Source organism: Alteromonas profundi (assembly GCF_010500865.1).
GTDB lineage: Bacteria > Pseudomonadota > Gammaproteobacteria > Enterobacterales > Alteromonadaceae > Alteromonas > Alteromonas profundi.
The window spans coordinates 57234-82908 of sequence record NZ_JAAAWN010000005.1 but is presented as its reverse complement, the minus strand read 5'-3'; the positions used below and the strand labels follow the sequence as shown (position 1 = coordinate 82908).

General features: G+C 44.2%; 23 protein-coding genes. 11 read left to right on the top strand and 12 right to left on the bottom strand.

Annotation, left to right across the window (positions count from 1 at the left end; translation table 11 throughout):
* The first annotated feature begins 213 nt into the window (after positions 1-213).
* Both gap and GTH32_RS05270 read left to right on the top strand, forming a co-directional pair.
* The gene (gap, locus tag GTH32_RS05275) at positions 214-1209 is read left to right on the top strand and encodes a type I glyceraldehyde-3-phosphate dehydrogenase (RefSeq protein ID WP_163084197.1); all 996 of its coding nucleotides are present in this window, start codon (positions 214-216) and stop codon (positions 1207-1209) included.
* Positions 1210-1377: 168 nt separating this feature from the next.
* Positions 1378-2223 (top strand): D-hexose-6-phosphate mutarotase, encoded by an 846-nt coding sequence (locus GTH32_RS05270; RefSeq protein WP_163084196.1) that lies wholly within the window; start codon positions 1378-1380, stop codon positions 2221-2223.
* A 123-nt stretch (positions 2224-2346) separates the two neighbouring features.
* Here GTH32_RS05270 and GTH32_RS05265 read toward each other — a convergent pair whose 3' ends face one another.
* The 5 genes from GTH32_RS05265 to zwf are packed head-to-tail and all read right to left on the bottom strand — an operon-like array spanning position 2347 to position 7974.
* Positions 2347-2994 (bottom strand): bifunctional 4-hydroxy-2-oxoglutarate aldolase/2-dehydro-3-deoxy-phosphogluconate aldolase, encoded by a 648-nt coding sequence (locus tag GTH32_RS05265; protein WP_163084195.1) that lies wholly within the window; start codon positions 2992-2994, stop codon positions 2347-2349.
* Between the two features lie 3 nt (positions 2995-2997).
* Positions 2998-3951, bottom strand: coding sequence for a glucokinase (gene glk / locus GTH32_RS05260; RefSeq protein ID WP_163084194.1), 954 nt, complete (start codon positions 3949-3951; stop codon positions 2998-3000).
* Entirely contained in the window at positions 3948-5777 is a 1830-nt protein-coding gene (gene edd, locus GTH32_RS05255; RefSeq protein WP_163084193.1) for a phosphogluconate dehydratase, read from the bottom strand. The genes glk and edd overlap by 4 nt, the downstream gene beginning before the upstream one ends.
* Before the next feature lie 9 nt (positions 5778-5786).
* Positions 5787-6479, bottom strand: coding sequence for a 6-phosphogluconolactonase (gene pgl / locus GTH32_RS05250; protein WP_163084192.1), 693 nt, complete (start codon positions 6477-6479; stop codon positions 5787-5789).
* A gap of 1 nt (position 6480) precedes the next feature.
* Complete coding sequence (zwf, locus tag GTH32_RS05245) at positions 6481-7974, bottom strand: glucose-6-phosphate dehydrogenase (RefSeq protein WP_163084191.1); 1494 nt, start codon at positions 7972-7974, stop codon at positions 6481-6483.
* Positions 7975-8262: 288 nt separating this feature from the next.
* Between zwf and GTH32_RS05240 the strand changes: the two genes are divergently transcribed.
* The 3 genes from GTH32_RS05240 (at position 8263) to GTH32_RS05230 (ending at position 11993) form a co-directional block, all read left to right on the top strand.
* Complete coding sequence (locus tag GTH32_RS05240) at positions 8263-9114, top strand: MurR/RpiR family transcriptional regulator (RefSeq protein WP_163084190.1); 852 nt, start codon at positions 8263-8265, stop codon at positions 9112-9114.
* A gap of 316 nt (positions 9115-9430) precedes the next feature.
* Positions 9431-10867 (top strand): pyruvate kinase, encoded by a 1437-nt coding sequence (gene pyk, locus GTH32_RS05235; RefSeq protein WP_163084189.1) that lies wholly within the window; start codon positions 9431-9433, stop codon positions 10865-10867.
* Between the two features lie 238 nt (positions 10868-11105).
* On the top strand, positions 11106-11993 hold the full coding sequence (locus GTH32_RS05230) for a 5'-methylthioadenosine/S-adenosylhomocysteine nucleosidase (protein ID WP_163084188.1): 888 nt from the start codon (positions 11106-11108) through the stop codon (positions 11991-11993).
* 22 nt (positions 11994-12015) lie between these two features.
* Here GTH32_RS05230 and GTH32_RS05225 read toward each other — a convergent pair whose 3' ends face one another.
* Positions 12016-12273, bottom strand: a complete 258-nt coding sequence (locus tag GTH32_RS05225) for a hypothetical protein (RefSeq protein WP_163084187.1) — start codon at positions 12271-12273, stop codon at positions 12016-12018.
* Positions 12274-12536: 263 nt separating this feature from the next.
* Between GTH32_RS05225 and GTH32_RS05220 the strand changes: the two genes are divergently transcribed.
* The 4 genes from GTH32_RS05220 to GTH32_RS05205 all read left to right on the top strand — a co-directional run bounded on the left by GTH32_RS05220 (position 12537) and on the right by GTH32_RS05205 (position 16205).
* Positions 12537-13958, top strand: a complete 1422-nt coding sequence (locus GTH32_RS05220) for an ATP-binding protein (RefSeq protein ID WP_163084186.1) — start codon at positions 12537-12539, stop codon at positions 13956-13958.
* The gene (locus GTH32_RS05215; RefSeq protein WP_163084185.1) at positions 13958-14653 is read left to right on the top strand and encodes a response regulator; all 696 of its coding nucleotides are present in this window, start codon (positions 13958-13960) and stop codon (positions 14651-14653) included. The genes GTH32_RS05220 and GTH32_RS05215 overlap by 1 nt, the downstream gene beginning before the upstream one ends.
* Positions 14654-14826: 173 nt before the next feature.
* A complete protein-coding gene (locus GTH32_RS05210) occupies positions 14827-15837 on the top strand; it encodes a YHYH protein (protein WP_163084184.1) in 1011 nt (336 codons plus the stop codon).
* Complete coding sequence (locus GTH32_RS05205) at positions 15834-16205, top strand: hypothetical protein (protein WP_163084183.1); 372 nt, start codon at positions 15834-15836, stop codon at positions 16203-16205. The genes GTH32_RS05210 and GTH32_RS05205 overlap by 4 nt, the downstream gene beginning before the upstream one ends.
* A 156-nt stretch (positions 16206-16361) precedes the next feature.
* Here GTH32_RS05205 and GTH32_RS05200 read toward each other — a convergent pair whose 3' ends face one another.
* Together GTH32_RS05200 and GTH32_RS05195 are read right to left on the bottom strand one after the other, a co-directional pair.
* Positions 16362-16730, bottom strand: a complete 369-nt coding sequence (locus GTH32_RS05200; protein ID WP_163084182.1) for a hypothetical protein — start codon at positions 16728-16730, stop codon at positions 16362-16364.
* 609 nt (positions 16731-17339) lie between these two features.
* Positions 17340-17948, bottom strand: a complete 609-nt coding sequence (locus GTH32_RS05195) for a BON domain-containing protein (protein WP_163084181.1) — start codon at positions 17946-17948, stop codon at positions 17340-17342.
* 324 nt (positions 17949-18272) lie between these two features.
* On the opposite strand from GTH32_RS05195, the gene GTH32_RS05190 reads away from it, so the two are divergent.
* Positions 18273-19244, top strand: a complete 972-nt coding sequence (locus tag GTH32_RS05190; protein WP_163084180.1) for an endonuclease/exonuclease/phosphatase family protein — start codon at positions 18273-18275, stop codon at positions 19242-19244.
* Positions 19245-19267: 23 nt separating this feature from the next.
* Here GTH32_RS05190 and GTH32_RS05185 read toward each other — a convergent pair whose 3' ends face one another.
* Together GTH32_RS05185 and GTH32_RS05180 are read right to left on the bottom strand one after the other, a co-directional pair.
* Positions 19268-19852 carry a hypothetical protein gene (locus GTH32_RS05185; RefSeq protein ID WP_163084179.1) on the bottom strand — a complete coding sequence of 195 codons (585 nt, stop codon included), beginning with the start codon at positions 19850-19852 and terminating at the stop codon, positions 19268-19270.
* 84 nt (positions 19853-19936) lie between these two features.
* Positions 19937-20530: a hypothetical protein gene (locus GTH32_RS05180; protein ID WP_163084178.1), complete on the bottom strand. Its 594-nt coding sequence runs from the start codon at positions 20528-20530 to the stop codon at positions 19937-19939.
* A gap of 420 nt (positions 20531-20950) precedes the next feature.
* On the opposite strand from GTH32_RS05180, the gene GTH32_RS05175 reads away from it, so the two are divergent.
* Positions 20951-21934 (top strand): glycosyltransferase family 2 protein, encoded by a 984-nt coding sequence (locus GTH32_RS05175; RefSeq protein WP_163084177.1) that lies wholly within the window; start codon positions 20951-20953, stop codon positions 21932-21934.
* A 53-nt stretch (positions 21935-21987) separates the two neighbouring features.
* On the opposite strand, the gene GTH32_RS05170 is transcribed toward GTH32_RS05175, so the two are convergent.
* Positions 21988-22872, bottom strand: coding sequence for a WYL domain-containing protein (locus tag GTH32_RS05170; protein ID WP_163084176.1), 885 nt, complete (start codon positions 22870-22872; stop codon positions 21988-21990).
* 183 nt (positions 22873-23055) lie between these two features.
* Positions 23056-25590 carry a M1 family metallopeptidase gene (locus GTH32_RS05165; protein ID WP_246223158.1) on the bottom strand — a complete coding sequence of 845 codons (2535 nt, stop codon included), beginning with the start codon at positions 25588-25590 and terminating at the stop codon, positions 23056-23058.
* Positions 25591-25675: the final 85 nt, after the last annotated feature.

Here is a 25675-nt window from a genome sequence, read left to right as displayed (position 1 = left end):
TTTGATATCTGTGTTTCATGTGAAGACAAACCATGCTCACATACAATTTTTTAACATTATTGTTGAAAAGAAAGATGTAAGAAACTGAATACGATTGCAAAGAGTGAAAACCGTAATTTTGCAACAGTTTTGTAATTTCTTTTGCCAATTATGCCATTTTGATCCATACTTTACGTAATTTATTTTCACATTTTCAAATAATCGAGGGACGTTATGACAATTCGCATCGGTATCAATGGTTTCGGTCGCATAGGTCGTTTAGTTATGCGCGCTGCAACTGCTCGTGAAGACATTGAAGTAGTTGCTATTAACGACTTATTAGATACAGATTACATTGCTTACTTATTGAAGTACGACTCGACTCACGGTTTATTCGACGGTGAGATCAGTGTTGACAACAATAACTTGGTTGTTAATGGTAAAACCATACGCATTACCTCTGAGAAAGATCCTGCTTCACTTAAGTGGGATGAAGTTGACGTAGATGTAGTGGTAGAATCTACTGGTTTATTCCTAACTAAAGACACGGCTGCTAAGCACATTGAAGCGGGTGCTAAGAAAGTGGTTATGTCTGCGCCGTCTAAAGACGATACGCCTATGTTTGTTATGGGTGTTAACCATGACAGCTATGCCGGTGAAAGCATTGTTTCAAATGCATCATGTACCACAAACTGCCTAGCGCCACTTGCTAAAGTACTTAACGATAAGTTTGGTATTGTAGATGGCCTGATGACCACTGTACACGCAACGACGGCAACTCAGAAAACCGTTGATGGCCCTTCTATGAAAGACTGGCGTGGTGGCCGCGGCGCAGGTCAAAACATCATTCCATCTTCAACAGGTGCAGCGAAAGCTGTAGGTAAAGTTATTCCTGAGCTTAACGGTAAGCTTACAGGTATGGCATTCCGTGTTCCTACGCCTAACGTATCTGTAGTAGACCTTACGGTAAACCTCGCTAACCCTACTAGCTACGAAGGCATTTGTGAAGCGATGAAAGAAGCTGCCGAAGGCGAGCTTAAAGGTATCATGAGCTACACTGAAGATGCGGTTGTATCAAATGACTTCATTGGTAACGCAAATACGTCAATCTTTGATGCTACTGCGGGTATCGCGCTAACAGACACTTTTGTAAAAGTTGTGTCTTGGTACGATAACGAATGGGGCTACTCGAACAAAGTACTTGACTTGGTTGCTCATATCGCTGAGTAAGCATCGTGAATGCTAAGTGACGCTAAAGTAACCCTTTAGTAATTCACTAAAAATCAAAAAAAGGTGCGATTAACAGTCGCACCTTTTTTCGTTTCGTCCCATAATAATAGTATGCTAAAAATTGGTTAATCACGCATACCACCTATTCACCTTAAAGAGGGCATATCAATGGCAGATTCAGTACGTGTGAGCGAATCAAACGGACTTACATTCTTACACGTGGAAAATCCGCTTGCCTCAGCAAAAATCAGTTTATTTGGTGGGCACATACTTTCCTATATTCCTAAAAGCGATGGCCAAGAACGGCTGTGGTTAAGCCCTCATGCGTTTTTAAATGGCGAGCGCCCTATTCGAGGCGGAATACCTGTTTGCTGGCCATGGTTCAGTGACGATCACGGCAAGCAAAAAGGCGAGCTTCCTTCCCACGGATTTCTACGTACGCAAGTATGGCAGTTAACTTCAAGTATTGAAGATGAAAACGGTACGCATCTTATACTCACCCCGAGTTTTAGTCGCGCAGAAGGCTTTGAGTACGACTGTGAAGTGACATTAAAGGTGAGTGTAGGTGAACACCTTACCGTAAACCTTAGTACGGAGAATAAGGGCGTGGTGCCCTTTACCTTTAATTGTGCGCTACATACCTATTTTCACGTAGACGATATCCACAACACTGAGCTTAAAGGTATTTCTGGGCAATACAAAGATAAAACCCAAAATTGGGCGCTGGAAGACACTCCTAGCCCTTATACATTTAGCCAACAAACCGATCGCATACACTTGTCAGCGGTGAAACAAACGGATGTGGTTGTTAATGGCAAAACTTTTACCAAAGTAATCAGTAACGGTAACGACTCTTTGGTGGTGTGGAACCCATGGCAAGAAGCTGCGTCTATTTCAGATATGGACCCGTTTGGCTACAAACATATGATATGTGTAGAAACATCCATGACCGGCGGGCACGACTTGGCACCAGGGCAAGTTCATGAGTTAATTCAACAAGTGATCCCCGTTTAGCACGCCATACTAGGCGCAGATACGCCCAACAAAGCAAGATACTGGAACGAGAGATACAAAAAAGCCTTGGCATGCCAAGGCTTTTATTTGCTACTTGCGTTTATTCGCTAAAGAAAACGTGAATTACGCGTTTTTAGCACCAGCAACCGCGTCTTTTGCTAATTGGGTAATACGTGCCCAATCGCCCGCTTCAATAGCATCGTCGGGGGCTAACCACGAGCCACCAACACACTTAACATTGCCCAGCGCTAGGTAATCATTATAGTTACCTGGCCCGATGCCACCGGTAGGACAGAACGTGAAATCGGCAAACGGGCCGCTAATTGCTTTAATTGCTTTCACGCCACCCGATGCTTCTGCGGGGAAGAATTTTAAGTGGGTATAGCCAAAGTCTTTGCCCATCATTAGTTCAGATGTAGACGAAATACCTGGGATAAGCGGGATCTCCGCTTCCATACCCGCTTTAAGTAGGTCAGAGGTCATTCCTGGGCTGATAGCAAACTTAGCGCCAGCTTCCGTTACCGCTTTAAGTTGTTGCGCATTGGTAACCGTACCCGCGCCAATTAGCGACTCCGGCACTTCTTCAGCAATACGCTTAATCACTTCGATAGCCGAAGGCGTACGCAATGTCACTTCTAGTACTTTAATACCACCTTCCATAAGGGCTTTGGCCAAAGGTACAGCTTTTTCTACATCTTTGATAACCAATACAGGTACCACAGGACCAGCCGCGAATATTTCCTCTGGGGTGTATTTCCATTTTGTTGTCATAAATCAGCTCGCAGTGTGTTGTTGAAGATAAGCAGCGGCGCCTAATAAACCGTGATCGGGCTCTGCTATCAAATAGGTGGGAATGTCTTTCACGTAGTGCTTCATCTGGCCCTTGGCTTCAAAGCGCGCTCTAAAGTCACTCCGTTGGATAAATTCAGGGAAGCGATTTGCGATTCCGCCGCCAATGAATATACCGCCAGTGGTGGCCATATTAAGGGCAAGATTGCCCGCAAAACTGCCCATGATGCGGCAAAATTGGGTCAATGTAGCCGAAGCAATGTCGCATGAACCGTCTAATGCGGCTTGGGTAATTTGCGCAGGCTCATTAAATACAGCGTCAACGCCCGCGTCACCCGCAAGCGCTGTATAAATGTTATATAACCCTCTACCCGACATAACTTCTTCTGCCGATGCGCGGCCGAACTGCTTTTGCAGATGGCGCCAAATAATTACATCCGTTTCATCTACCGGGGCGAAATCTATGTGGCCGCCCTCGCCGTCTAGCGTTTGCCAGCCCGAGGAGGTCATTGTGATATGTTCAACGCCTAGCCCTGTACCTGGACCAAAAACAGCAATGTTGCCACCATCGATAGGCGTACCTTCGCCAATTTGTACTACTTGCGAAGCATCAAGCACAGGCAGTGAATGAGCTACAGCAGTGAAATCATTGATAACATACAAGTTTTCTAACTTGAGCTGCACTTTTAATGCGGCTTGCGAAAACGCCCAACTGTGGTTGGTCATTTCTACTAAGTCGCCTAATACTGGGCAAGCAATGGCAATACAGCCTTGGCTGAATTGGTACTGCGGCATATCTTCGAAGTATTTAGCAATAGCTAAGTCGATACTTGCGAAGTCTGTACACATGTATTTTTTAATGTCGGCTACGCCTGACTCGGTAACCCGAGCCACACGTATGTTTGTTCCGCCTACATCGGCAACAAACTTCTCTGTCATTGCTCTGGCTCCTGGCTATAAAACAATGAACAAGCACCTTCTTCAGCCCCAGTGAGCATGGCGCGCATTCCGCCAAACAACTCTCGGCCCATACCTACATGGTGGTGAGTGATATCAGCTGGTGTCGCTTCACGGGCTGCTAAAGTCTCCTCATCAACATGCAAGGTTAACGCGCCTGTCACTGTATTTAGCTCGATGATGTCGCCTTCTTTTACCTTGGCTAATAACCCGCCTTTATAGGCTTCTGGGGTTACATGGATCGCAGCAGGAACCTTACCAGAGGCGCCAGACATACGACCGTCAGTTACCAGGGCAACCTTGTAGCCTTTATCTTGTAACACGCCAAGTGGTGGCGTTAAGCGGTGAAGTTCAGGCATACCAATGGCCGATGGACCTTGGAAACGAACAACGACAATGCAGTCTTGGTTTAACTTACCGTCTTTAAAAGCAGCATCAAGGTCGAATTGGTCTTCAAATACAACTGCCGGCGCTTTAATTGTGCACTGAGGCTCTGGCAAGGCCGACGTTTTAATAACACCGCGACCCAGGTTACCTTCAAGTACGCTTAAGCCACCATCGGGTTTAAACGGTGTATCAACGGTAGCAAGTACCTCTTTATCAAGCGACTCTGTTGGACCATCGCGCCATTCAACTTCACCCTCTTTAAGCATTGGCTCTTTGGTATAGAAGTCGAGGCCTTCACCACAAATAGTCTTCACGTCGTTGTGAAGCAAGCCTGCATCAAGCAATTGCTTAATAAGAAGCGACATGCCGCCTGCAGCTACAAAGTGGTTAATATCCGCAGAACCATTCGGGTAAATACGGGTTAGCAACGGTACTGCGTTAGAAATTTCAGAGAAGTCATTCCAGTTGATAATATAACCCGCTGCACGTGCTACTGCGATTAGGTGCATAGTATGGTTGGTAGAACCCCCTGTCGCCAACAGGCCTACTAAGCCGTTAACAATCGCTTTAGCATCCACAATGTGGCCGATAGGCGTATACTCATCGCCTAAGTCAGTAATACGGGTAGCGCGTACTGCAGCTGCACGGGTTAGTGCATCACGCAGCTCTGTACCTGGATTTACAAATGAAGAGCCGGGTAAATGTAGCCCCATCATCTCTACCACTAACTGGTTCGAATTCGCTGTTCCGTAGAAAGTACAGGTGCCTGCAGAATGATAAGATTGAGACTCAGCTTCTAGTAGCGCGTCACGGCCTACTTTGCCTTCTGCATACTCTTGGCGAATCCGCGCCTTTTCTTTATTCGGTAAGCCTGACGGCATAGGTCCGGCAGGAACAAATACAGTAGGTAAGTGACCAAAACTTAACGCACCCATAAGTAGCCCAGGTACAATTTTGTCACAGATACCCAGCATAAGCGCAGAATCGAACATGTTATGTGATAATGCGATCGCTGCGCCTTGCGCAATATTATCGCGGCTCATTAGGCTCAAATCCATACCGGTTTGGCCTTGAGTAACGCCGTCACACATAGCTGGCACACCGCCTGCAAACTGCGCTACGCTACCCACGTTTCTTACCGCATCGCGAATGATGTTAGGATAAGTTTCATAGGGTTGATGCGCAGAAAGCATGTCGTTGTAGGCTGACACTATGGCTACGTTTGCTTTCGTCATAGAACGAAGATCTGACTTTTCAGATGTACCACAAGCAGCAAAACCGTGGGCAAGGTTACCACAAGACAATACGCCTCTGTGTGGCCCCTGGCGACGGGCGTTATCGATTTTTTCTAAATAAGCTTTACGTGTTTCTTTACTGCGCTCAATAATGCGCTCAGTAACCTCGGCAATACGTGAATTCATTTCTATCTCCTATGGCGCCCACATCAGCGTAACCGGGGCTCTATTTACCACGGCTGTGATGGGTTTTTGCGCTTCGCTGGCATTGTCCAGTGCGTCAAGCAATACGTGCTTCTTCTTTTCACCGGTTAAATGCAGAAAAATGTTACGACTGTTCAGCAAGGCTGGCAGTGTGAGAGAGATGCGTTGATGTGGGGCCGTGGTAGGCTGAACCGCTATACAGGTTCTGCCGCTGCTCATATCAAGGCCATCATTAATTTGTTCTGAGCATGGAAACAGTGAAGCGGTATGACCATCTTCACCCATACCTAGAATTAACGCATCGAAAGGTTGAGACATGCTCGCGAGGGCGGCCTCAGCAGCATTAACGCCTTCATTGGCGTCGCTAGGTTCACTTTTCAGTTCGACAAAGCGTGCTGCACTGGCTTTATTTTTTATAAGGTTATTCTTTACAAGACTGGTATTACTATCGGAATGGTCTTCATCTACCCAGCGTTCATCCGCTAAGGTAATGTCCACTTTGTCCCACTCAAGATCGGTTTCACTAAGCTGTTTAAACAATGCAAGTGGCGTTCTTCCGCCACTCACTACAAGTGAAGCGCGACCTCGGGTGCGTATCCCTGTTTTAAGAATACTTACCAAGTCGTCAGCGAATGCAGATGTCAGTGCATCTGCGTTATCAAATGAGAGAGTTGTTAAAGCCATACTATTTCTTCTTTACCGTTTTACTTTCATACCAGCTACGATTTTCACGGGCTAAAAGACCAATAGAGTCGACCGGGCCCCATGTACCTGCTTGATACGGCTCAGGTGGCTCACTGGTTGAACGCCATGCAGCAAGAATGGAATCTACCCATGTCCAAGCTTGTTCAATCTCGTCACGACGTACGAATAGCGCTTGGTTACCTAACATTACTTCAAGCAGAAGCTTTTCGTAGGCATCGGGAATACGCTCATCAGCAAAGGCTTCAGAGAAACTTAGGTTCAGTTTCGACTTTTGCAGGTCCATAGAGCCTGAATTGGTCAAACCAGGAACCTTATTCATTACGGTAATTTCAACACCTTCGTCAGGCTGCAAACGAATGACCAGCTTGTTAGGCGGTAAATCTTTAAAGCTATCGCCGAATAAGTTGTGCGGTTGACGTTTAAAGTAAATTACAACTTCACTTACCTTGTTAGGCATACGCTTACCGGTTCTTAGATAAAAAGGAACTCCCGCCCAGCGCCAGTTATCGATTTCTGCTTTAATGGCAACAAATGATTCTGTTTTGCTCTGCGTATTAGCACCTTCTTCTTCAAGGTAGCCCGGCACTTCTTGGCCTTTGACAAAGCCTGCCGTGTACTGACCACGAACCGTAGTTTGATTGACATTTGATGCATTAATGGGACGCAGTGCTTTTAGCACTTTAAGTTTTTCGTCACGAATACTGTCTGCATCTAGGGTTGTCGGCGGCTCCATAGCCACCAAACTTAAAATTTGAAGCAAGTGGTTTTGAACCATATCTCGCATCTGACCCGCATCGTCGAAGTAGCCCCAACGGCCTTCAATACCTACAGACTCAGCCACAGAAATTTGCACGTGATCAATACAATTGTGATCCCAGTTGGTGGCAAAAATTGAGTTTGCAAAGCGTAGTGAAACGAGGTTTAGTACCGTTTCTTTACCTAAATAGTGGTCTATACGGTAAATTTGTTTCTCATCAAAGTATTCGGCTACCTGCTCATTGATAACTTTTGAAGACTCAAGGTCGTGACCAATTGGCTTTTCCAGTACAACGCGTACGCTAGAATCTATAATCTTGCAGCTATGAAGGCCGCGGCATATATCGCCATAAATAGCAGGAGGCGTAGCAAGGTAGCAAACCATGGTGCGTGATGCGTCAACATGATCATCAAGAACACAATAGCTATCTACATCTTTCATATCCACACAGGCGTAATGCAAGCGAGCTTTCATTTTTTCCCATGTTGCTTCGCACAGTTCTTTTTCACCAAATTTAATTAAGTTGGTGTGAACTTCTTCGATATAGTCCTCTAACGACATATCTTGGCGCGCTACACCCACGATAGTGGTATCGGGATGCATTAAATTTGCTTTTTCTAATTGGTATAGTGAAGGCAATAACTTGCGTCGTGAAAGATCCCCTAGAGTGCCGAAAAGCACGAAATCACAGGGTTCGTAGGAATTTTCCAATACCATATTCGTCGACCTTAAAAATGTGTGTATGCGGTTACGCTGTATGTACAAGGTACCCTACAGCTATAACAAACGTGTTATTAGCATATAGTTAACACCAAATGTAGTAAAATTACAACTTTGGTGTACTGTGGATTAAAATTTCTTATTATTTGGGTAAAACCTTTCGGCTTACTCCCCTATTAGAGCAAAAAATGTCAAAAAATTACATTTTTCTTGTCACTGCTGTCACATTGGGTACTATTACGAAAGAAACGTTCACTCATTATTTATCACTCTTGCTATACCAATATGAACATATTAGAAAAAATTACCCAAAATAAAACAGCATTCAGCAAGTCCGAACGCAAGGTCGCAGAGGTGATCCTTGCTAATCCGCAAACGGCCATTCATTCGAGTATAGCAACCCTAGCTAAAATGTCAGATGTTAGCGAGCCTACGGTTAATCGTTTTTGTCGACGATTAGACACTAAAGGTTTCCCCGACTTTAAACTGCATTTGGCGCAGAGCTTAGCCAACGGAACGCCCTACGTGAACCGTCACGTCGATGAAAATGACGGCCCAGACGAATACACCAACAAAATTTTCGAATCTACGATGGCTTCCCTTGAAGTGGCACGGCAGTCTTTAGACGTTAATATCGTCAATCGCGTCGTAGACCTGCTTACCCAAGCCCAGAAAATTTCGTTTTTTGGATTGGGCGCCTCAGCGTCTGTCGCCCATGATGCGTTGAATAAATTCTTCCGCTTTAATGTGCCAGTAGTGTACTTCGAAGACGTGCTCATGCAGCGTATGAGCTGCATGAATAGCACTACAGGCGATGTGGTGGTGTTAATCTCGCATACCGGTCGCACGAAAAGTTTAGTTGAAGTGGCGCAAATAGCCCGTATGAACGATGCTACCGTGGTAGGAATTACCTCAGAAGACAGCCCATTAGCGCAAGAATGTACCTATGTTCTCTCTCTTGAGGTGCCCGAAGATACCGATATGTATATGCCAATGGCTTCGCGTATCGCCCAGCTTACCTTAATTGATGTGTTAGCCACGGGCTTTACTTTACGCCGAGGCAATAAATTTAGAGAAAATTTAAAGCGTGTTAAAGATACCCTTCGTGGCTCTCGCTACGAAAAGCGTAACGATTAAACTCAGCGTTTAAAATCTAAGGATAAAAGCAAAATACCCGCGCCGCTTTACACCCCGTGGGTAGCGCTGCTTTTATCCTCCTCTCTTTTAGCTGAAACAGGCATCCCCTATGCCCTTACTAACGGGTTTAGCCAGTGAGTATTCTTCATCAACTGGTCGTGCCAGTTCACTGTTTTTCCTTCTTTATTTCACATTTCTGTAAAATTCAACTACTATTCTGTAATAAAATTACGTAAAGCGATTACAGGTGCAGTTACCAGGCTTCACCTTCTGTTATTTCGCCCATTACTTCATTCAGAAATAGCGACGGACACTTATGACCAGAAGAACGAAAATTCTTGCTACACTCGGCCCTGCAACCGATTCCATTGAAAAAATCCAAGCTGTTATTGCCGCCGGGGCAAACACGGTTCGCATGAATTTTTCTCACGGCCAAGCCGAAGACCACATTGAACGTGCTAAGCGCGTAAGAGAAGCCGCAAGAAACCTAGGCAAATACGTAGCCATTTTGGGCGATTTGCAAGGCCCGAAAATTCGCGTTGCACGTTTTGCTGAAGGCGCAGTGCACTTAGAAGTAGGCGCCGAATTTACCTTAGACGCTGAACTTGACCGTGACGCTGGCACCAACAAGCAAGTAGGTATTGATTACAAAGCCCTACCTGACGATGTATCAGCTGGCGATATTTTACTGTTGGATGACGGGCGTATTCAATTACGTGTTACTGCGGTAGAAGGCCGCAAGGTACTTACCGAAGTTACAGTAGGCGGTAAGCTATCAAACAACAAAGGAATTAACCGCCAAGGCGGCGGCTTGTCTGCTGAAGCATTGACCGAAAAAGACAAAGAAGATATTAAAACAGCCGCAAAAATTGGCGTAGATTATCTAGCGGTGTCTTTTCCTCGTAGCGGTGCAGATCTTGACTATGCCCGTGAACTTGCTGAAGCAGCGGGTTGTTACGCGAAAATTTGTGCCAAAGTAGAACGTGCAGAAGCGGTAGCAACCGATGAAGCAATTACCGACATCATTAGTGCGTCTAACGCTGTGATGGTTGCGCGTGGTGACTTAGGTGTAGAGATTGGTGATGCAGAGCTTGTAGGTGTTCAGAAAAAGCTTATCGCTCGCTCGCGTCAACTTAATAAAGTGGTTATCACGGCGACGCAAATGATGGAGTCGATGATCGATAGCCCTATGCCAACCCGTGCAGAAGTAATGGACGTTGCTAATGCGGTATTAGACGGCACCGATGCGGTTATGCTTTCAGCCGAAACAGCGGCAGGTAACTTCCCGGTAGAAACCGTTACCGCCATGGCCCGTGTGTGCGAAGGTGCAGAGACACACCCAAGTGTTAAAATTTCTAAACACCGCATGGACCAGCTGTTTTCATCAACCAGCGAATCTATCGCTCTGTCTGCGGTATATGCAGCTAATCACTTACCAAGTGTTAAAGCTATTGTTGGGCTTACCGAAAGCGGTACCACGCCTAAACTTATGTCGCGTATTACTACCTCTTTACCTATTATTGCCATGTCTCGTCATGAAGATACGCTAAATGGAATGGCACTTTACCGTGGCGTTAAGCCGGTATATTTCGACTCATCAAAGAGCGAAGCAGGTAAGCTTAAGTACGATGTTATTGCCGTACTTAAAGAAAAAGGTTTGGTGAAAAGTGGTGACAGCATTATTTTAACCTATGGCGATGAAATGGAAAAAGTAGGCTCAACGAATACACTTAAAATTGTTGATGTAGAGTAACTTTCCGCCTTATGGGCAGGTGTAAATAACACTAAAGCATCTGCCCGTATTTTTCTTTTGACGCCATCAGAGAGATCGTTACCCACTCTTTTTACTGCGTTTCTTCGCTTAGGTTTATCTTTCCCCTTCATTTTTTAGCGCAATGCTTTTTACCTGATATTAAAGTTTAAGCGATAGGTTTTTAATGCGCGTGCGACTCTTTGCTGGTCTACACCAATATTTAGTAGGATCACTCTTTATGAAAACTCTTGTTTTGTTTATTGGCGTTATCTTAACGCTTTTTACTTTTACCGCTAGAGCCCAAAGCTCGTTCAACAGTGTAGCGGTTAAAGGCGCTCCTTCTCCTCAATCTCCTATTATGATCCAAGGCCCTATGCCTATAGAGGCAGAATACTTTGCATCCTTACTAGATAATGTTCAAGTTGAACAATCTGGGAATGCCAGTTTCTACAAAGGCAGCTTAAACGGTTACCCCGTGGTGGTGGTAAAAACCGGTAAAGGCGTGGAAAATACCGCAGCAGCCACCGCCGTGGGAATAATTAAATACAGGCCCATAGCGATTATCAACCAAGGGACCTCAGGCGGCCATGACCCTGCATTACACGTAGGAGATATAGTACTTGGCGCGCGAAGCGTTAACGCAACCAGTTTTAAAACGCCTAAACGAGCTAAAGGAAAAGGCTCTGCGCCATTTTCGTGGACACCAATGGACTTAATGGCGTCAGAAGGAAGTGCGGGCGAAGGCGATAGCGCTGCCGATGCGGAGAAAATTCGTTATTACCAAGGGGACAGCACCTTAATGGCAGTGGCATTATCGGTAAAAAACATGCACAAAAGTGGGCGGGTAGTAAAAGGCACTATCGGTAGTGGTAACTTTTGGAACAACGAGCTGGATAGAATTGAGTGGTTACATCGCGAAATAGGCACAAGCGTTGAAGAGATGGAGACCTCGGCGGCCGCTCAAATTGCCCATGCATATCACACGCCGCTGTTAGGCATACGAATTTTATCCAATAACGCCACTAATCATGGTGAATACGACCCAAGTACGGCAAAAGCCTGCCAGTTATTTGTAAAACACGTAGTAGAAGCCTATATCAAACAGCTACAGACCAACGCTCAATAGAGCGTTGGTTTTTTGCCGTAAACTAGTGATGCGGTCTACCATTTTTGGGGACTGCAACCAGTTCATCACCCATGTATTGACATTCGCCTTCTAACGTATCGCCATGGGGTGACTCAAAGCTGACACTATCACCTTCTGCGAGACCTTCACACGCTTCTATCGCTTCTGGCGGTGGACCTTGTGGGCGCTCGCGTTGTTGCGCGAATGCATTTGAAGTAGCCAACGTTAAACCCGCCGCCGCGAATATACCGACTAATAATGTTGAATTCTTTAGTTTCATGAAAAACCTCGTGACCCAATGGGTATGTAATTAACCAATTGTATTACGCAGTACGCATTTGCTTTGTTGTGAACAATGAAGTCAAAGGGTTCACTTAAACGGTAACTTAGCAAAAGCCACTGCTAACGCATAAACACGCTACGTAATTTGCCAGCCTAGTGTAACGAAAGAATGTGCAGCAACTGTGCAGCTTTCCCGTATAATTAGTGAATAACCACCTAACCGCATTTGTTCTCGATGGTCTGTACTCTATACTGCGTTTTATGAAACTATCTTATAAATTCCTTTGTTTATTATTAGGCTTTACCTGCTTTTCACTTTTGCTTTCCCTCGCGTTAGCGCGGTGGAGCTTTGAGCAGGGCTTTAACGAGTTTATTATTAACCAAGAGCGTGAACGGCTTGCTATGTTGAGCTCTCTTGTTGTTGAAGAATACAAAGCAAATGGAAACTCATGGGAGAATGTGGACCTTGCCAATGCGCGGTTTTTTTCAAGCCCGCCAGAGCGACGATTAAGGCCGCCTCACCATAGAGCACCACCGCCACCCTCCGCTTCTTATTCAGCGCCATCGTTCATTAACCGTAGCGAAGGTGGGCCCCCCACCGCCCTATTAGATGAGAATCAAGTGCTCGTTTCGGGTAATCTATTGGCAACAGATTCAGGACGTGAAGTACGCGTTCCGGTTACGCTTAACACCCAACAAATTGGCTGGCTTGTAAGCTTCCCGCCTGCCACGCCAAGTTCAGAAACCGCTAAGGCATTTTCCCGTCAGCAAAGCCATGCCATTATTATTATCGGGTTGGTATCGTTTGGGGTCGCTATTATTCTGGCTCTTGGCATAACGCCGCGGATCATTCGCCCATTTAAAGCTATTCACCACGCAGTGAAAGATCTGACTGCGCGACGCTACGAAAGCAAATTACCCAATGATCGTAGCGACGAATTCGGTGAACTTATGCAGCATATCAATACACTTGCAGAGACATTAAAGACCCAAGAGAAAAGCAAAAATCAATGGCTTGCTGATATCTCTCATGAACTACGAACGCCACTTACCATTTTGGCGGGAGAAATTGAACTCGTTAAAGCGGGGATCAGAGCGTTTGATAACAAACAGCTTATCTCATTCGACCAAGAAGTTTCTCGCCTATCCCTCCTTGTTGACGATTTATACCAATTATCATTATCAGACATAGGCGGCCTTCGCTATCAATTTTCACCGTTAAATTTATCCGATATTGTTGATGAGCAATGCGATAAACTGCGTGCAAGGTTTCAACAAAAATTGCTTTCGTTACACGTTTGCGTCACACAAAACGCAGTAATAAACGCCGATGCATCGCGTATTAAGCAATTGCTGAGTAACCTGTTAATAAACGCCTGCGAATATACAGATGCGCCGGGGGAGGTGCACATTAGCGTTTCCACCTCACAAACTACAGTAACCCTTTGTGTTGAAGACAGTGCCCCCGGTGTGATTAAAGGCAACGAAAGTATGTTATTTGAACCACTTTTCAGAGAAGATGCATCACGCGCCCGCAGAAGCAGCGGTGGCGGTCTTGGCTTATCTATTTGTAAGCAAATTGCGCAGGCACACAAGGGTGAGATTAGCGCTATGCCTTCAATGCTTGGCGGGGTTAAAATTAACGTAGCCTTCCCCGCAATTACAGAACAAAAGGACCAATAATGACGGCGTTAGATCACGTACTGATTGTTGAAGACGAAGAAAAAATTGCTCAAATTCTCGTCGACTTTTTTGCCTTAGAAGGGTTTAAAACTAAAGTCATACACACAGGCGATGCTGTTATAGAGGACGTTCAACAACATCCTCCGTTAGCAATTATCTTAGATCGTATGTTGCCCGGTATAGATGGGCTAACCCTGTGTAAGCAAATTCGACGTTTTTCCCAAGTACCTATCTTATTACTCACCGCGAGGGTAGATGAAATTGATCGCTTAATTGGTCTGGAAGCTGGTGCAGACGATTATATATGTAAACCATTTTCTGCCCGTGAAGTCGTTGCACGAGTACAAACCATTTTACGACGGGTGGCGCCTAAACCCCACGAGCAAGACAACAAAAGCATTCTTACGTTTGAACATATTCAACTTGATATCGCTAAGTTTCGCTGCACCTGCCATGACAGTGAAATAGATCTTACGCCGGTTGAATTCCGCCTACTGGCTACTATCATGAGCAAACCTGGCGTAGTGTATACACGAGAACAGCTTATGGCTTCTGGCTACCAAGATGGCCGCGTAGTGAGCAGTCGAACTATAGACAGCCATATGAAAAACCTCCGTCATAAATTAACCGTAAATAACTACCAATGCCCTATTCAAGCGGTATACGGCGTAGGCTACAAATTAGCGCAACAATAAAACCTTCATCAAAGTCCCTTTGAATCTGCACAGCAACTGCACTTTTTAAGCTTACTATTCATTTATTTAAACGGTGCCTAGCTGGCACCTCCCCTCGCTAATGGTGCGGTAATAACACCTATCACCATTAGCGCAACCACAAATGTAATAGATACTCACTACAGGGCACTTTGATGAATCATATATACATGTTGGTTATTCTGTTCGGAGCGCTTGCTCTTGTAGCATGTAACGGCACGGAGGATACGCTATCAACAGGAAGCGATATCACTTCGACATCCTCAGAGGACACTACCGATGAAAATAACAATGCAACTACAACGCAAATTGGCTTAAATCCAGATTACTTCTTTGACAGCGCACTATCCGAACCTATCGAGACCACAGCCTGTACGCTAACAGATGGCACTGAAACGCTGTGCTATGAAATCGTTATAAGTGGTGTACCGTCAAATAATGAAATAGGCCCGTTTTGCCCTACCCACATTGACGATGACGCAACCCAGGGGGGCGTGTGGTTTGATGGAAGCGGCGAACTCTATCAGTTGGATGGTGCGTTTATTGTGTACACCAAAACACTGTATGGCGACGACTGGCAACTATACGATGAAACCACCGGTGAAGTCTTCGTTACCGATACACAAATTGCCTGTGAAGCAGCTGCGCGGCCTAACGTAGACCCAGAATATCAAAATCACTGTGTTGAATGCGCCATAGAGTATTACGGTGGCGGCGTAGCGCAAAAATTCCTTATCCCTGCGTCACCTATCCCCTTGTCTACCCCTGAACAAGTAGGCGCAGACTTAGGCGTAGCGCTTAATGGCGTGGTAATAGCAGGCCCTGCCCCGGTAAGTGCAATATTGGCGGCCAATACCATTGCCGCGTTTGACGATTGTGGTGGTCATATCAACCCCGCGGAAGGGTATCATTACCATGCCGCCCTAGGGTGCAGCAATATAATTACTACACTAGATGGGCATGCAAATTTATTAGGCTACGCACTAGATGGGTACGGAATTTATGCCATGCTCAATAGTGAGGGTGAAGAAGACTACGATTTAGATGAATGTAGGGGACATAGCGACGACAGCCGAGGCTATCATTACCACGCAGCAAGTGCGGCTGAAAACATGTTTATAGGCTGCTACCAAGGCGCCCAAGGAAGTGTGGAGATAGTACAATGAGAACACATACCATTTTTGTTTTATATCTTTGCTTAGTAAGTACAAACAGCTTTGCTCACAGCGGACATATATTTAGCCACGCTATCGAAGCCTGCGAAAACAAACAAATAAGCCAAAAGTGCAGTTATATTGTTGGCGGCGAAAAGTACTACACCGGTACCTGCCAAGTGCTTAATGAGGTAAAAATGTGTGTGCGAAATCAACCTGTAAAGACTATCGATGCTGATAGCGCGACCGTTCCAAAAAACAACACTGGAAACGATCTATCTGACGATCCTAAGTTCCAAACGCTAAACGAGATTTTTGCCAACCAAGGGTTAACGTTAAATGAGTTTTCCGTAGCAAGAGCGAACAAGTTATCCTTTTAAGGGGCGTTGTAAACTTAACCAAAAGCGCTAACAATAAGTATGGTCAGCGCATCACGTAGGCTGACCATTTTGCTAAGCTATAACTTAAAAGGATAGCGCGTTTAAGCGGTTTATTAAATAGGTTCAGCTTTGTAAGGCGTGATTAAAATCACTTGCCTATAACGCTGCATATTCAGGTAATCCCGTATTTTCCACGATCGTATTTTGCTGGTGGTGTATCAAAATATTTTTGGCTCGGGCTACTAACGCATCACGCTTAAACGTCCAATTACGTAAGTCCGCCTGTTTCGCCTGTGCTAAGTAAAAGTTAATCCGCTCATTTCTAAGCAAGTGACTTTTTTTCGATAGGTCGAATTGCGCTTGTTCGTAAATTGATTCAATCTTTAGAATCTGCGGATGATGTGGCTTATTAACATCACCTGCATTTGCTTGCCCAATCAGCGTACTACCGTGGGGCAAGATCCCTGCGAGCAAAATAGCTAAAGAAACCAAACAACCTGTGAATATCCAACGTAAAAAATTCATTGCTCTCTTCCTTTTGCAATAGCTATAAAATCAATGTTTTTATTAAACTCTCCCTAATCATTAAGCACTCTTCATGCCAACCAATAAATATATATAATTCAGATACATAGGAGATATTCAGACAAAATCTCTAATTCTGAATAGAAAAATATACACAGTCGCCGGAAATTTTTGATGCATGTTTTTAATGGACGTAGCATGAGAGTCGTAACTCGCAACGTGCGTGACTGTCTTAACTTGTGTGACTGTCTTAACTTGTGTGTGACTGTCTCAACTTGTGTGACTGTCTTAACTTGTGTGGCTGTCTCAACTTGTGTGACTGTCTTAACTTGTGTGACTGTCTTAACTTGTGTGACTGTCTCAACTTGTGTGACTGTCTCAACTTGTGTGGTAACTGTCTTAACTTGTGTGACTGTCTTAACTTGTATGACTGCTGTCCTAACTTGTGGGTGAACTTGTGTGGGTGTCTTAACTTGTGTGAGTGTCTTAACTTGTGTGGGTGTCTTAGGTTGTGTGGGTGTCTTAGGTTGGGGTGGGTGTGCTATTTTTGCTAGGCATGAAAAAAGGAGCGTGAAGCTCCTTTTATTATTTGCTAATCAGTGCAATAAATTAGTTCATCGCAGTGTTAGTGATCACTTCTAGGTTATCTTCTACATTTTTAACATCAGACGCGTTTTGCGCAATTTCTACCGCTAGCTCGCGCTCGGCTTCTGAGTCAACTTCACCGGTTAAGGTTACATTGCCCTCTTCAACGTCAACATCAATATCGAAACCTGAAATATCAGAGTCTAATAGAAGACGGGTTTTCACTACGGTGGCAATTTTAGCATCGGTCAACTCGCCTGTTTCACCGTCATTATCTAAATCTGAATCTTCTGACCACTCATCCGATTTAGCAACGCGCTCGCTTTCTTCTACTACTGTAAGTTCGTTGTCTACCGACACCACGCCATCAATATCGGCAATTAGTTCTTCTGCAAGCTTCTTGTGAACTGAATTCCCTACCTTACCCGTTAGAACAACCGTTCCGTCAGTTACATCGGTATTAATATCAAAAGCATCTAGGTTACCGTTAAACAGTAATGTGGCTTCAGCTTTGCCATCAATCCATGCGTCTTTCGCGCTTTCACTCCAGGTGTTATCTGAGTTCATTTCACCTGCTGTAACGGCAGTTGTCATCGATGCTGCTACAATTAATGATAGTAAAGTGCGTTTCATAACGTATCTCCTTTTCGAAATTCATAAACACTAACGCAAGCTCTGGGCCACTTTACTAATGCATTGATAAATATAGATTAATTATTTATTGACGTAAATATGCCCGTTCAATAGTTGCAAAGTTTGCCCATTATTACGAAGTTTTTACTTAGCAAAAAACAAACAGGTACAAAATTTGAATGCAACTTCACTACCATCAAAGAATTAGCCAGTAAACTGTGCGAATAATACAAACTGGTGGAATTATTGAGTGCCAATGGCACTAAAACAACGGCTATTACTCGGCGAAAGCTGCTTTTAACTTTATACCGCCAAGGAACGACAATGAATATTTTACTAGATACCCTCGCGATCTTACTGATTGCCGTGACGTTTGCCCCTTCGTTACCCTCTGCGCACTGGTTAGTAAGGGTATGGGAATTTCCGCGTCTACAGATATTTTCTCTTATGTTAGGTGTATTCGTAGCACGGGCGTACATGGAAGGCTTTGCATTATTTACCTCACCGCTTCTGGCTTTTCTTTATATTGCGTTATTAGGCTGCGCGATATACCAAGTGTTTTGGATAATTCCTTACACGCCCCTTGTGCCAAGAGAGGTGAAAAAATGCAAGACGCCAGATAAGAATAAACAGATAAGTATATTATCAAGCAATGTTTACATGCCTAACAATGAGTTTCAAAAGCTTCTGCAGCATATAGACGATACCGATCCCGATATTGTGGTAACACTTGAATCGAATAAAAAGTGGCAGGAGGCGCTGGCACCTTTAAATAGCTCACATCCATATCAAAAGCACTGCCCGCTGGAAAACCTATATGGAATGAACCTATTTAGTAAATACCCTCTTGAGTCTGCTGAGTTGCAATATCTTGTAGAAGACGATGTTCCTTCGTTTAAGGTAACATTTACTAAGCTAGGTCAGCTGGTAACTGTTTATTTCATTCACCCTAAACCCCCTAGCCCCACAGAAAACGAGAGTGCAAAACCGCGAGATATAGAATTGGATGTGGTAGGGCATACGGTTTCAGATTACACAACGCCAGTCATAGTAACAGGCGATCTAAACGATGTAGCCTGGTCGCCCACTACGCGCAAATTCAGAAAGACCAGTGGTCTACTTGACCCAAGAATAGGCCGGGGTTTCTACAACACATTTCACGCCCACTATCCGCTAGTAAAATGGCCACTAGACCATATTTTTCACTCCAGCGATTTTGAACTCGTTGAAATTAAAAAGTTAGCCGATATTGGGTCTGATCACTACCCTCTTTTAACCCGGCTGCAGTTAAAATAAAGTGGGGAGGCAACGTTCAGTATTTATTGAGGCACAACCTGTTTAGGCGCATGGCAAACGTTTTTTTTAACCCCGTGGGAGACGCACCACATAACACTTTCGCACGCATCTTCACGGCGTTTGAAGTGTGATAAGCCAAGCAGATGGTCGTTTCGTGGCCATACTGCTTGATTTAAAACAGCAATATCGTCTTCAGTGAGAAGTGCAGTATCGAGGTTTATTTCTACTGCTTTTTTATTGGGTTTAATAAGCGTAGGTTTTGCGCCAGTGACCAGCGTTTTATGTACACAGATAAACTCCCGTTTTACTGGGTCGCGCACTACACCAATATAATCGCCATCACAGATAATAGCCGGCCATCCTTCAGAGATTCGGCTTTGACCAAACATCACAAGCGTAAACGCTACTAAAATGGCAATTGTTAAGCCGATAAACTGCATAGTAAGATCGGGGGCTACTGACACAATTACGGCGACCATGGCTGCAAAAAGGATCCAACCACCGAAAACACGACGCATGGCGTTAGGGGAAATGCCTGATATAACATTCACTAGTTTAAGATCTTGTTTGTCATAATGACGAAGAACAACAGACGACGGCGAACTCACGACTCTCTCCAAATACTATTTGAGTCAATATATTACCACTAAATATGCCCACGGGTGCAGGTTAGATTCGTATTGTTTTGTCAATTAGGCTGTAGCAGATACCTCAGCCGACAATTGGCATATTTCGAAATGCATCGATTCTGGGTGTTTTGACTGCTGTCGGCGAATTTTTGCTAGAATATTGCTTTCATCCGGCTCGCCAAAGTAAAACCACTCAGCAAACTGACGCCCTAACCCTCCACTGCGTAACTGATAGACATGCACTACATAGCGATAACCGTTTTCATAAGCGCTTTGGTAGGCCTGACTTTCGCTAATAGAGGTAAACCCACCTCGAGGGTGAATGGCGAAGCTTTTAACACCAGCGCTTCGAGATGTTAGAAAACCTATTCCAGAATGCGTTATACGCTCATAAACAGCCTGCTTTACATCCTCTAGCGTCACTTCTAGATAGGCCACGTTTATTCTACCGAACATTCTACATGCATTAGGACAACCAGGGGCTAACCCTATAGAAAATGCCGTATGATCGCTGCCTTCCCATGGGCGGATCCACACGTAGGGACTAATGTGAACAAACAGCTGATGACCGTTATAATCCAATGCAAATACGTCAGGAATTCCAGGATTACGAACGTTGATTAACGCATTAAAACGATTGCTTGAATATGGCATCATTATTCGTCCTTATTAACGGGTTCAACCTGGGCAGGTATTTATACTTTAGTATAACACAAAATTTTTAGACGACATGTTTAACCTTTGCGAAAAAGCGAAAACTCTCACCTTCCCCCGGCAAATATAACTGGGCATCTCATACCCCGATACAAAAATTAAGCGCGACTCAATTAAGCCGTACTACAAGACAATTATCGTCTCTATATCTGGGAGTGGTATAAGGCAGTAGTTTGTGCAATTTATATGCATTTTACATTTTTTCATTAGGGGATGAAATCTTTGCACGCTGTTTAGTAACCCCGGCTCACCTAATAAACAAAACGCATAAAAATCAATACATTAAAAGTTGGCCCCCTACTTGCTTAACAAATATCACCTAGCGTTATACGTATTCTATAAAACAAAACATCGGAGGTTTGCATGCAGTTACCCGTTAGCGTAGTCACCATAGTGAAAAATCGCACCGAAAAGCTTTGCCACCTTATTCAGCAGCTTGAACAATGTGCTCCTCTACCCGCTGAACTCGTTATTGTTTGGATGTCTCCCCCTTCAGATCTGTCGTTAGTCAAAAGTGATAAATTCGACATCGTGCACAAGTTCGTCAACATTGACGATTTGCCTATCGCGCGAGCAAGGAATAAGGGGTTAACCGAGGCAAAATATGACGCCTTGGTATATATGAACGTAGATGCGATATGCGCACCTAATTTTATTGCCGCTGGGTTTAATGCGTTAACCAACGCAGAGGTTGTTCATACTCAGGTAAAAACCATTGCCAATGAACACTGGGATTTATCCCATGACGCCGTGGCAGCACTTGAAAAGCATCAGCCCGCTACCGATTCTTCAGCAGCATCTAACAGTACAATACATAGCAACTTAGAAACCCCGAACTCTCAGGATAATGATCATGGAAAGTATAGTAACGATACTATTTGTTCTACAGTGTTTTTTATTAGTAAGACAAATTTCGAAAAAACCGGCGGTTTCGATGAAGGGTACAGCGGCTTCGGATTAAATGATGAAGATTTCTTCACCAACTGCAGAACCTTAGGGTTCAGTATTCACTCGCTGCCCATTAATACCTATGTGCCCTCTCGGCCCAATGACAAATGCCCGCTTAATCACCTTATCGATTTTGTTAAAAATACCCAACGCTTTCACGCTAAGTGGGGTCACTATCCACGGCCTGATATTCTCGATGCGTACGCAAGCGCTGGATACGTAAATAAAAACTATCGCGAAGAAGGCCTTCATGTACTGTGCGTACCTGATGATGAGGAACCCCGTACCGCCGCAAAGGAAAGTAAACCTGTAGCCGCGTTATCAGCCACACAATTGCCGAATACGGGTAACCTAAACAGCGGGCGTCAGCGTGCTACATTGCTAGGGCTTTCCCGTTAGCTTTAAAGGCTGAAAACCATCTTTATATTCACGCAATACGTGTAACGATTGTTTTACCCGTATTGCGTTTGCTCTCCTATATAGCCGGGCGCTATTGCCAGATTATCAATGTCGGTTAACAACATTTGATTGCGTAACCACAGTTGATATTCTCCCGTACGTAAACTTGCATGTTTTGTACAATCTACGTTCCAACGGCGTAATAAATACCCCGCCATCGCTGCGCGTACAGGTACCTTTAGTACGCCATTTTGCATTCCATAATCAAGTTCAATAGCGGTGGGGTGCTGAATATTTTTAGGATGGGGAACCAATTCTAAACTAATCTTACGCTGCCACTGAATATCGTTACTCACGGTTTCTGACATATCAGGTGTGGCCTTTAGCGTAACCTTACTAATACGGGTAAGAACAAAGTCTCGAAAACTCGATGTTTTCCTATCATAAGCGCGTACATGCCAACGTTGCCCGTTATCAACAATACTATGAGGAACAAGCTCCCGCGCGTTAGAGCCACTGCTTAACGAGGTATAAATTACACTTACGGCTTTGTTATTAACAATAGCCTGTACCAGTTTCGCTACCACAAAAATATCGGGTACATTTAGCGATGACGCACTTTCAACGGGAAACTGAATATCGCCTATGGCATCAAAACCATCGGATATGTCGTTAGCCAGCTTTACTAAGGTTTTCCTTGCATCATGCTCAAACAAAGGAACAAAACCCTCCGTTTGAAAGTAACGCTTTTCTTTTGCGTCATACTGAAGGTTACTCGGTGCTAACTCTTTATAAAGTGAGAAGTCTCTAGAACCGGCCGACAACCCTACTTCAAACTTTGAAATAAGATCTTGTCGATAAATAGCACCTTTAAATAACAAGCAAAAATCGATATATGCCAAACGTTGGCGCTGAGCAAAACTTATAGTTTCAAGCATGATCACTTTTCCGTGTATTTTTATACAGTGTGGTTCAATTAAAATCGTATGTAAACCTTTTTTTCCCTTTACAAAAAAGCCCCTTGCACTGCGCTAGTAATAGTTACTGGCGCTACAAGGGGCTCTACTGGCACGAATTGTGTCGCGCCTATTTTATAGTTGTCTTACCATTTACCGTGTTTTCTAGTTAGCATACTCGCTTAAATAACGGTTAAAGTCGTCTTGAAAGGTATCTTTTAAGCGTAAACACTGTTGCGTGCTATCAACCATAATGGTGTAACTTCTTGCCATACCTTCATACTTATCTTTAATAGGCGCGTAAAAGTCTTCAGCGCGCTTGAAGTTAGCAGTATCGCAGGTTCTAGAAACAAACTCTGGCATTCTCGATACGTGGTATTCCGGCATTTTACTAATAAGCGCATCTAAGTTTTTGTCCATCCACGCATAAAGTGCGGTTTGGTCGTCTAGATTACGTGCCACACTCACTACCATGTATAAAGTATTTGCTGGCGTTACTAAATCGGTTAGTGCGATATCAAGCATCTTGTTAACCGTTTCAGTATCGCTATAGCGCATAGAATACAGTAGGGTTTGTTTCACATTAGGTAACTCGGCTTGTTTATACGCGGCAATAATATTGTCGAACATTTCAGGGTTACCGTGCTTTGTACTTACCGCTATAGCAATTCCCGCAATGGCCGATGGCACGCTCGTTGGGTCGCTAATGTATTGCTTAGCAAGCTTTTCACTTTTCTTTATGAGCGCGTCGTTATTTGCATAGGTGCCTAGCAAACCATACAAACTGTTGCGAAGTTTTATTTCGCTTTCAGTTTCACCCTCTGAAGGTGAAAGCGTCAGCTGGTTAAGTACCGGCATATACTCTTGGGTAAGCAATAATGCATAATCGCTACGGTTACTGTCATCTACCAAGTAAGTAAACTGTCCTAAAACGCCCACAGCAGCACGTTTAACTACCGCTTCATCGTCTTGCGCTAAGGTATTTAGCACTGGCATAACGCTATCAATACCTACCTCACCGGCATTAAGTAATGCTTGTGTATTGTAAAGTACGTTTTTCTTTTCGCGATTATTAAGTGCATCTAGGTCGTTTAGTAAAGCGTTTAGTTGGCTTGCTGGAATTGCCCAACGGAAATAGCCAGTAGCATCGTCATTAGGGAATACCCATTCTGCTTCTGCTAACTGAGGCAAACGCGTCGTTTTCTTATCGATAAAGACAACCTCTTGCTTAATTTTACCATTTACTTTATAGGTTAATTTAAGCGGCACAGCCCAGGTTTGAGCTTTAACGTCGGCGCCAGCGTAGTGGAAACGCGATTGTGTTACTTTGCCATCGCTATCAATAGAGATAAGCGGATACCCAGGTTGTTCAAGGTAAGCTTTCATCATAGCGCTTAGGTTGAAATCAGAAACACCATCAAGTGCGGCCCATAAATCATCCGCTACCGTATTCCTCCAGGCGTGAGTGTTCATATAATTACGCACACCTTCGCGGAATTTTTCAGTACCTATTAATGATTCAATCATTTGTAAGATCGATTCACCTTTTGAGTAGTTTAATCCTAAGCCGTCCATAACGTCCGGTTGGATGCGTACCACTTTTTTCACAGGCTTAACTGTTGGACTAGCGTCTGCGCCAAAGGCACCTTCTTGTACTATACGCTCAGCAAAATTAAGCTCAGGGTAAAGTTCTTTCATGGTATAACTAGCAGCCCATGACGCGAAGGCTTCGTTCAACCATAAGTCGTCCCACCATTGCATGGTAACAAGGTTACCAAACCATTGGTGCGCCAATTCGTGTGCAATTACATTGAGCGGGCCAGAACGTTCTGTAAGCGGAGGGTTATCTTCTAGTAGCAACAAACTATCACGATAAGTAATTAAACCTACGTTCTCCATTGCTCCATGGGTAAAGTTAGGAACCGCTACAAAATCGAGTTTTTTGTACGGGTATTTAATATCAAAAAAGTTCTCTAAAGCAGTAAGGATTTCGGGAGTATGCTTAACAATAAATTTAGTTTTGTCTGCGTAGCCTTTTGGAACGTAAACCTTACCTGGTACTGATAACCCAGTTAGTTCTGCGCTATCAAATGGCCCCACCGTGTAAGCAATCAAGTAGGTTGGCATAGGTTTAGTTTTTTCAAACTTCACCGTTTGCATACCGTCTTCGACGCTACGGGATTCTACAGGCGTATTTGACACTACAACCTGTTTTTCAGGCGAGGTGATAGTCATTTGATAAGGGATTTTAAACGCAGGCTCATCGAAACTTGGGAATGCTTTACGGGCATGCATATCTTCGAACTGCGTGAAAATATAGTTGCGCCCTTCAAAACTGGACAAATACATACCGTCAGAAGACTTATTTATCTCCCCTTCAAAGGTAATATGTAACTTGTACTTTCCTTTGGCGATAGTGTCTTCTGCGCTACCCCAGTTCATATTGTAGTCGCCTTCACTAACCGATAAGGCGATAGTGTTGTCGCCTGAGGTTAGTGATGCCCCAGTAACGGTGAGATCTTGCTGATAAAACCCAACCTTTTTCGTATCTTCTTTTACCGTAATATCAATGACCGTAGTGCCAGAGTAAGCTGGGGTATCCGGGTCAATATTTAGGTGAATTTGTTGAAAGGTAGGAGTAATTGAAGATGGCAGTCTATATTCGACATCTTTTGCTGAAACATGTGATGTTATCAACATCAATGCACAACTAAGTAAAGCTATTACGCGTCGCATAATTATTTATTCCATTAATGTGTGAAAGGGAGCACATTTCACGCAATGC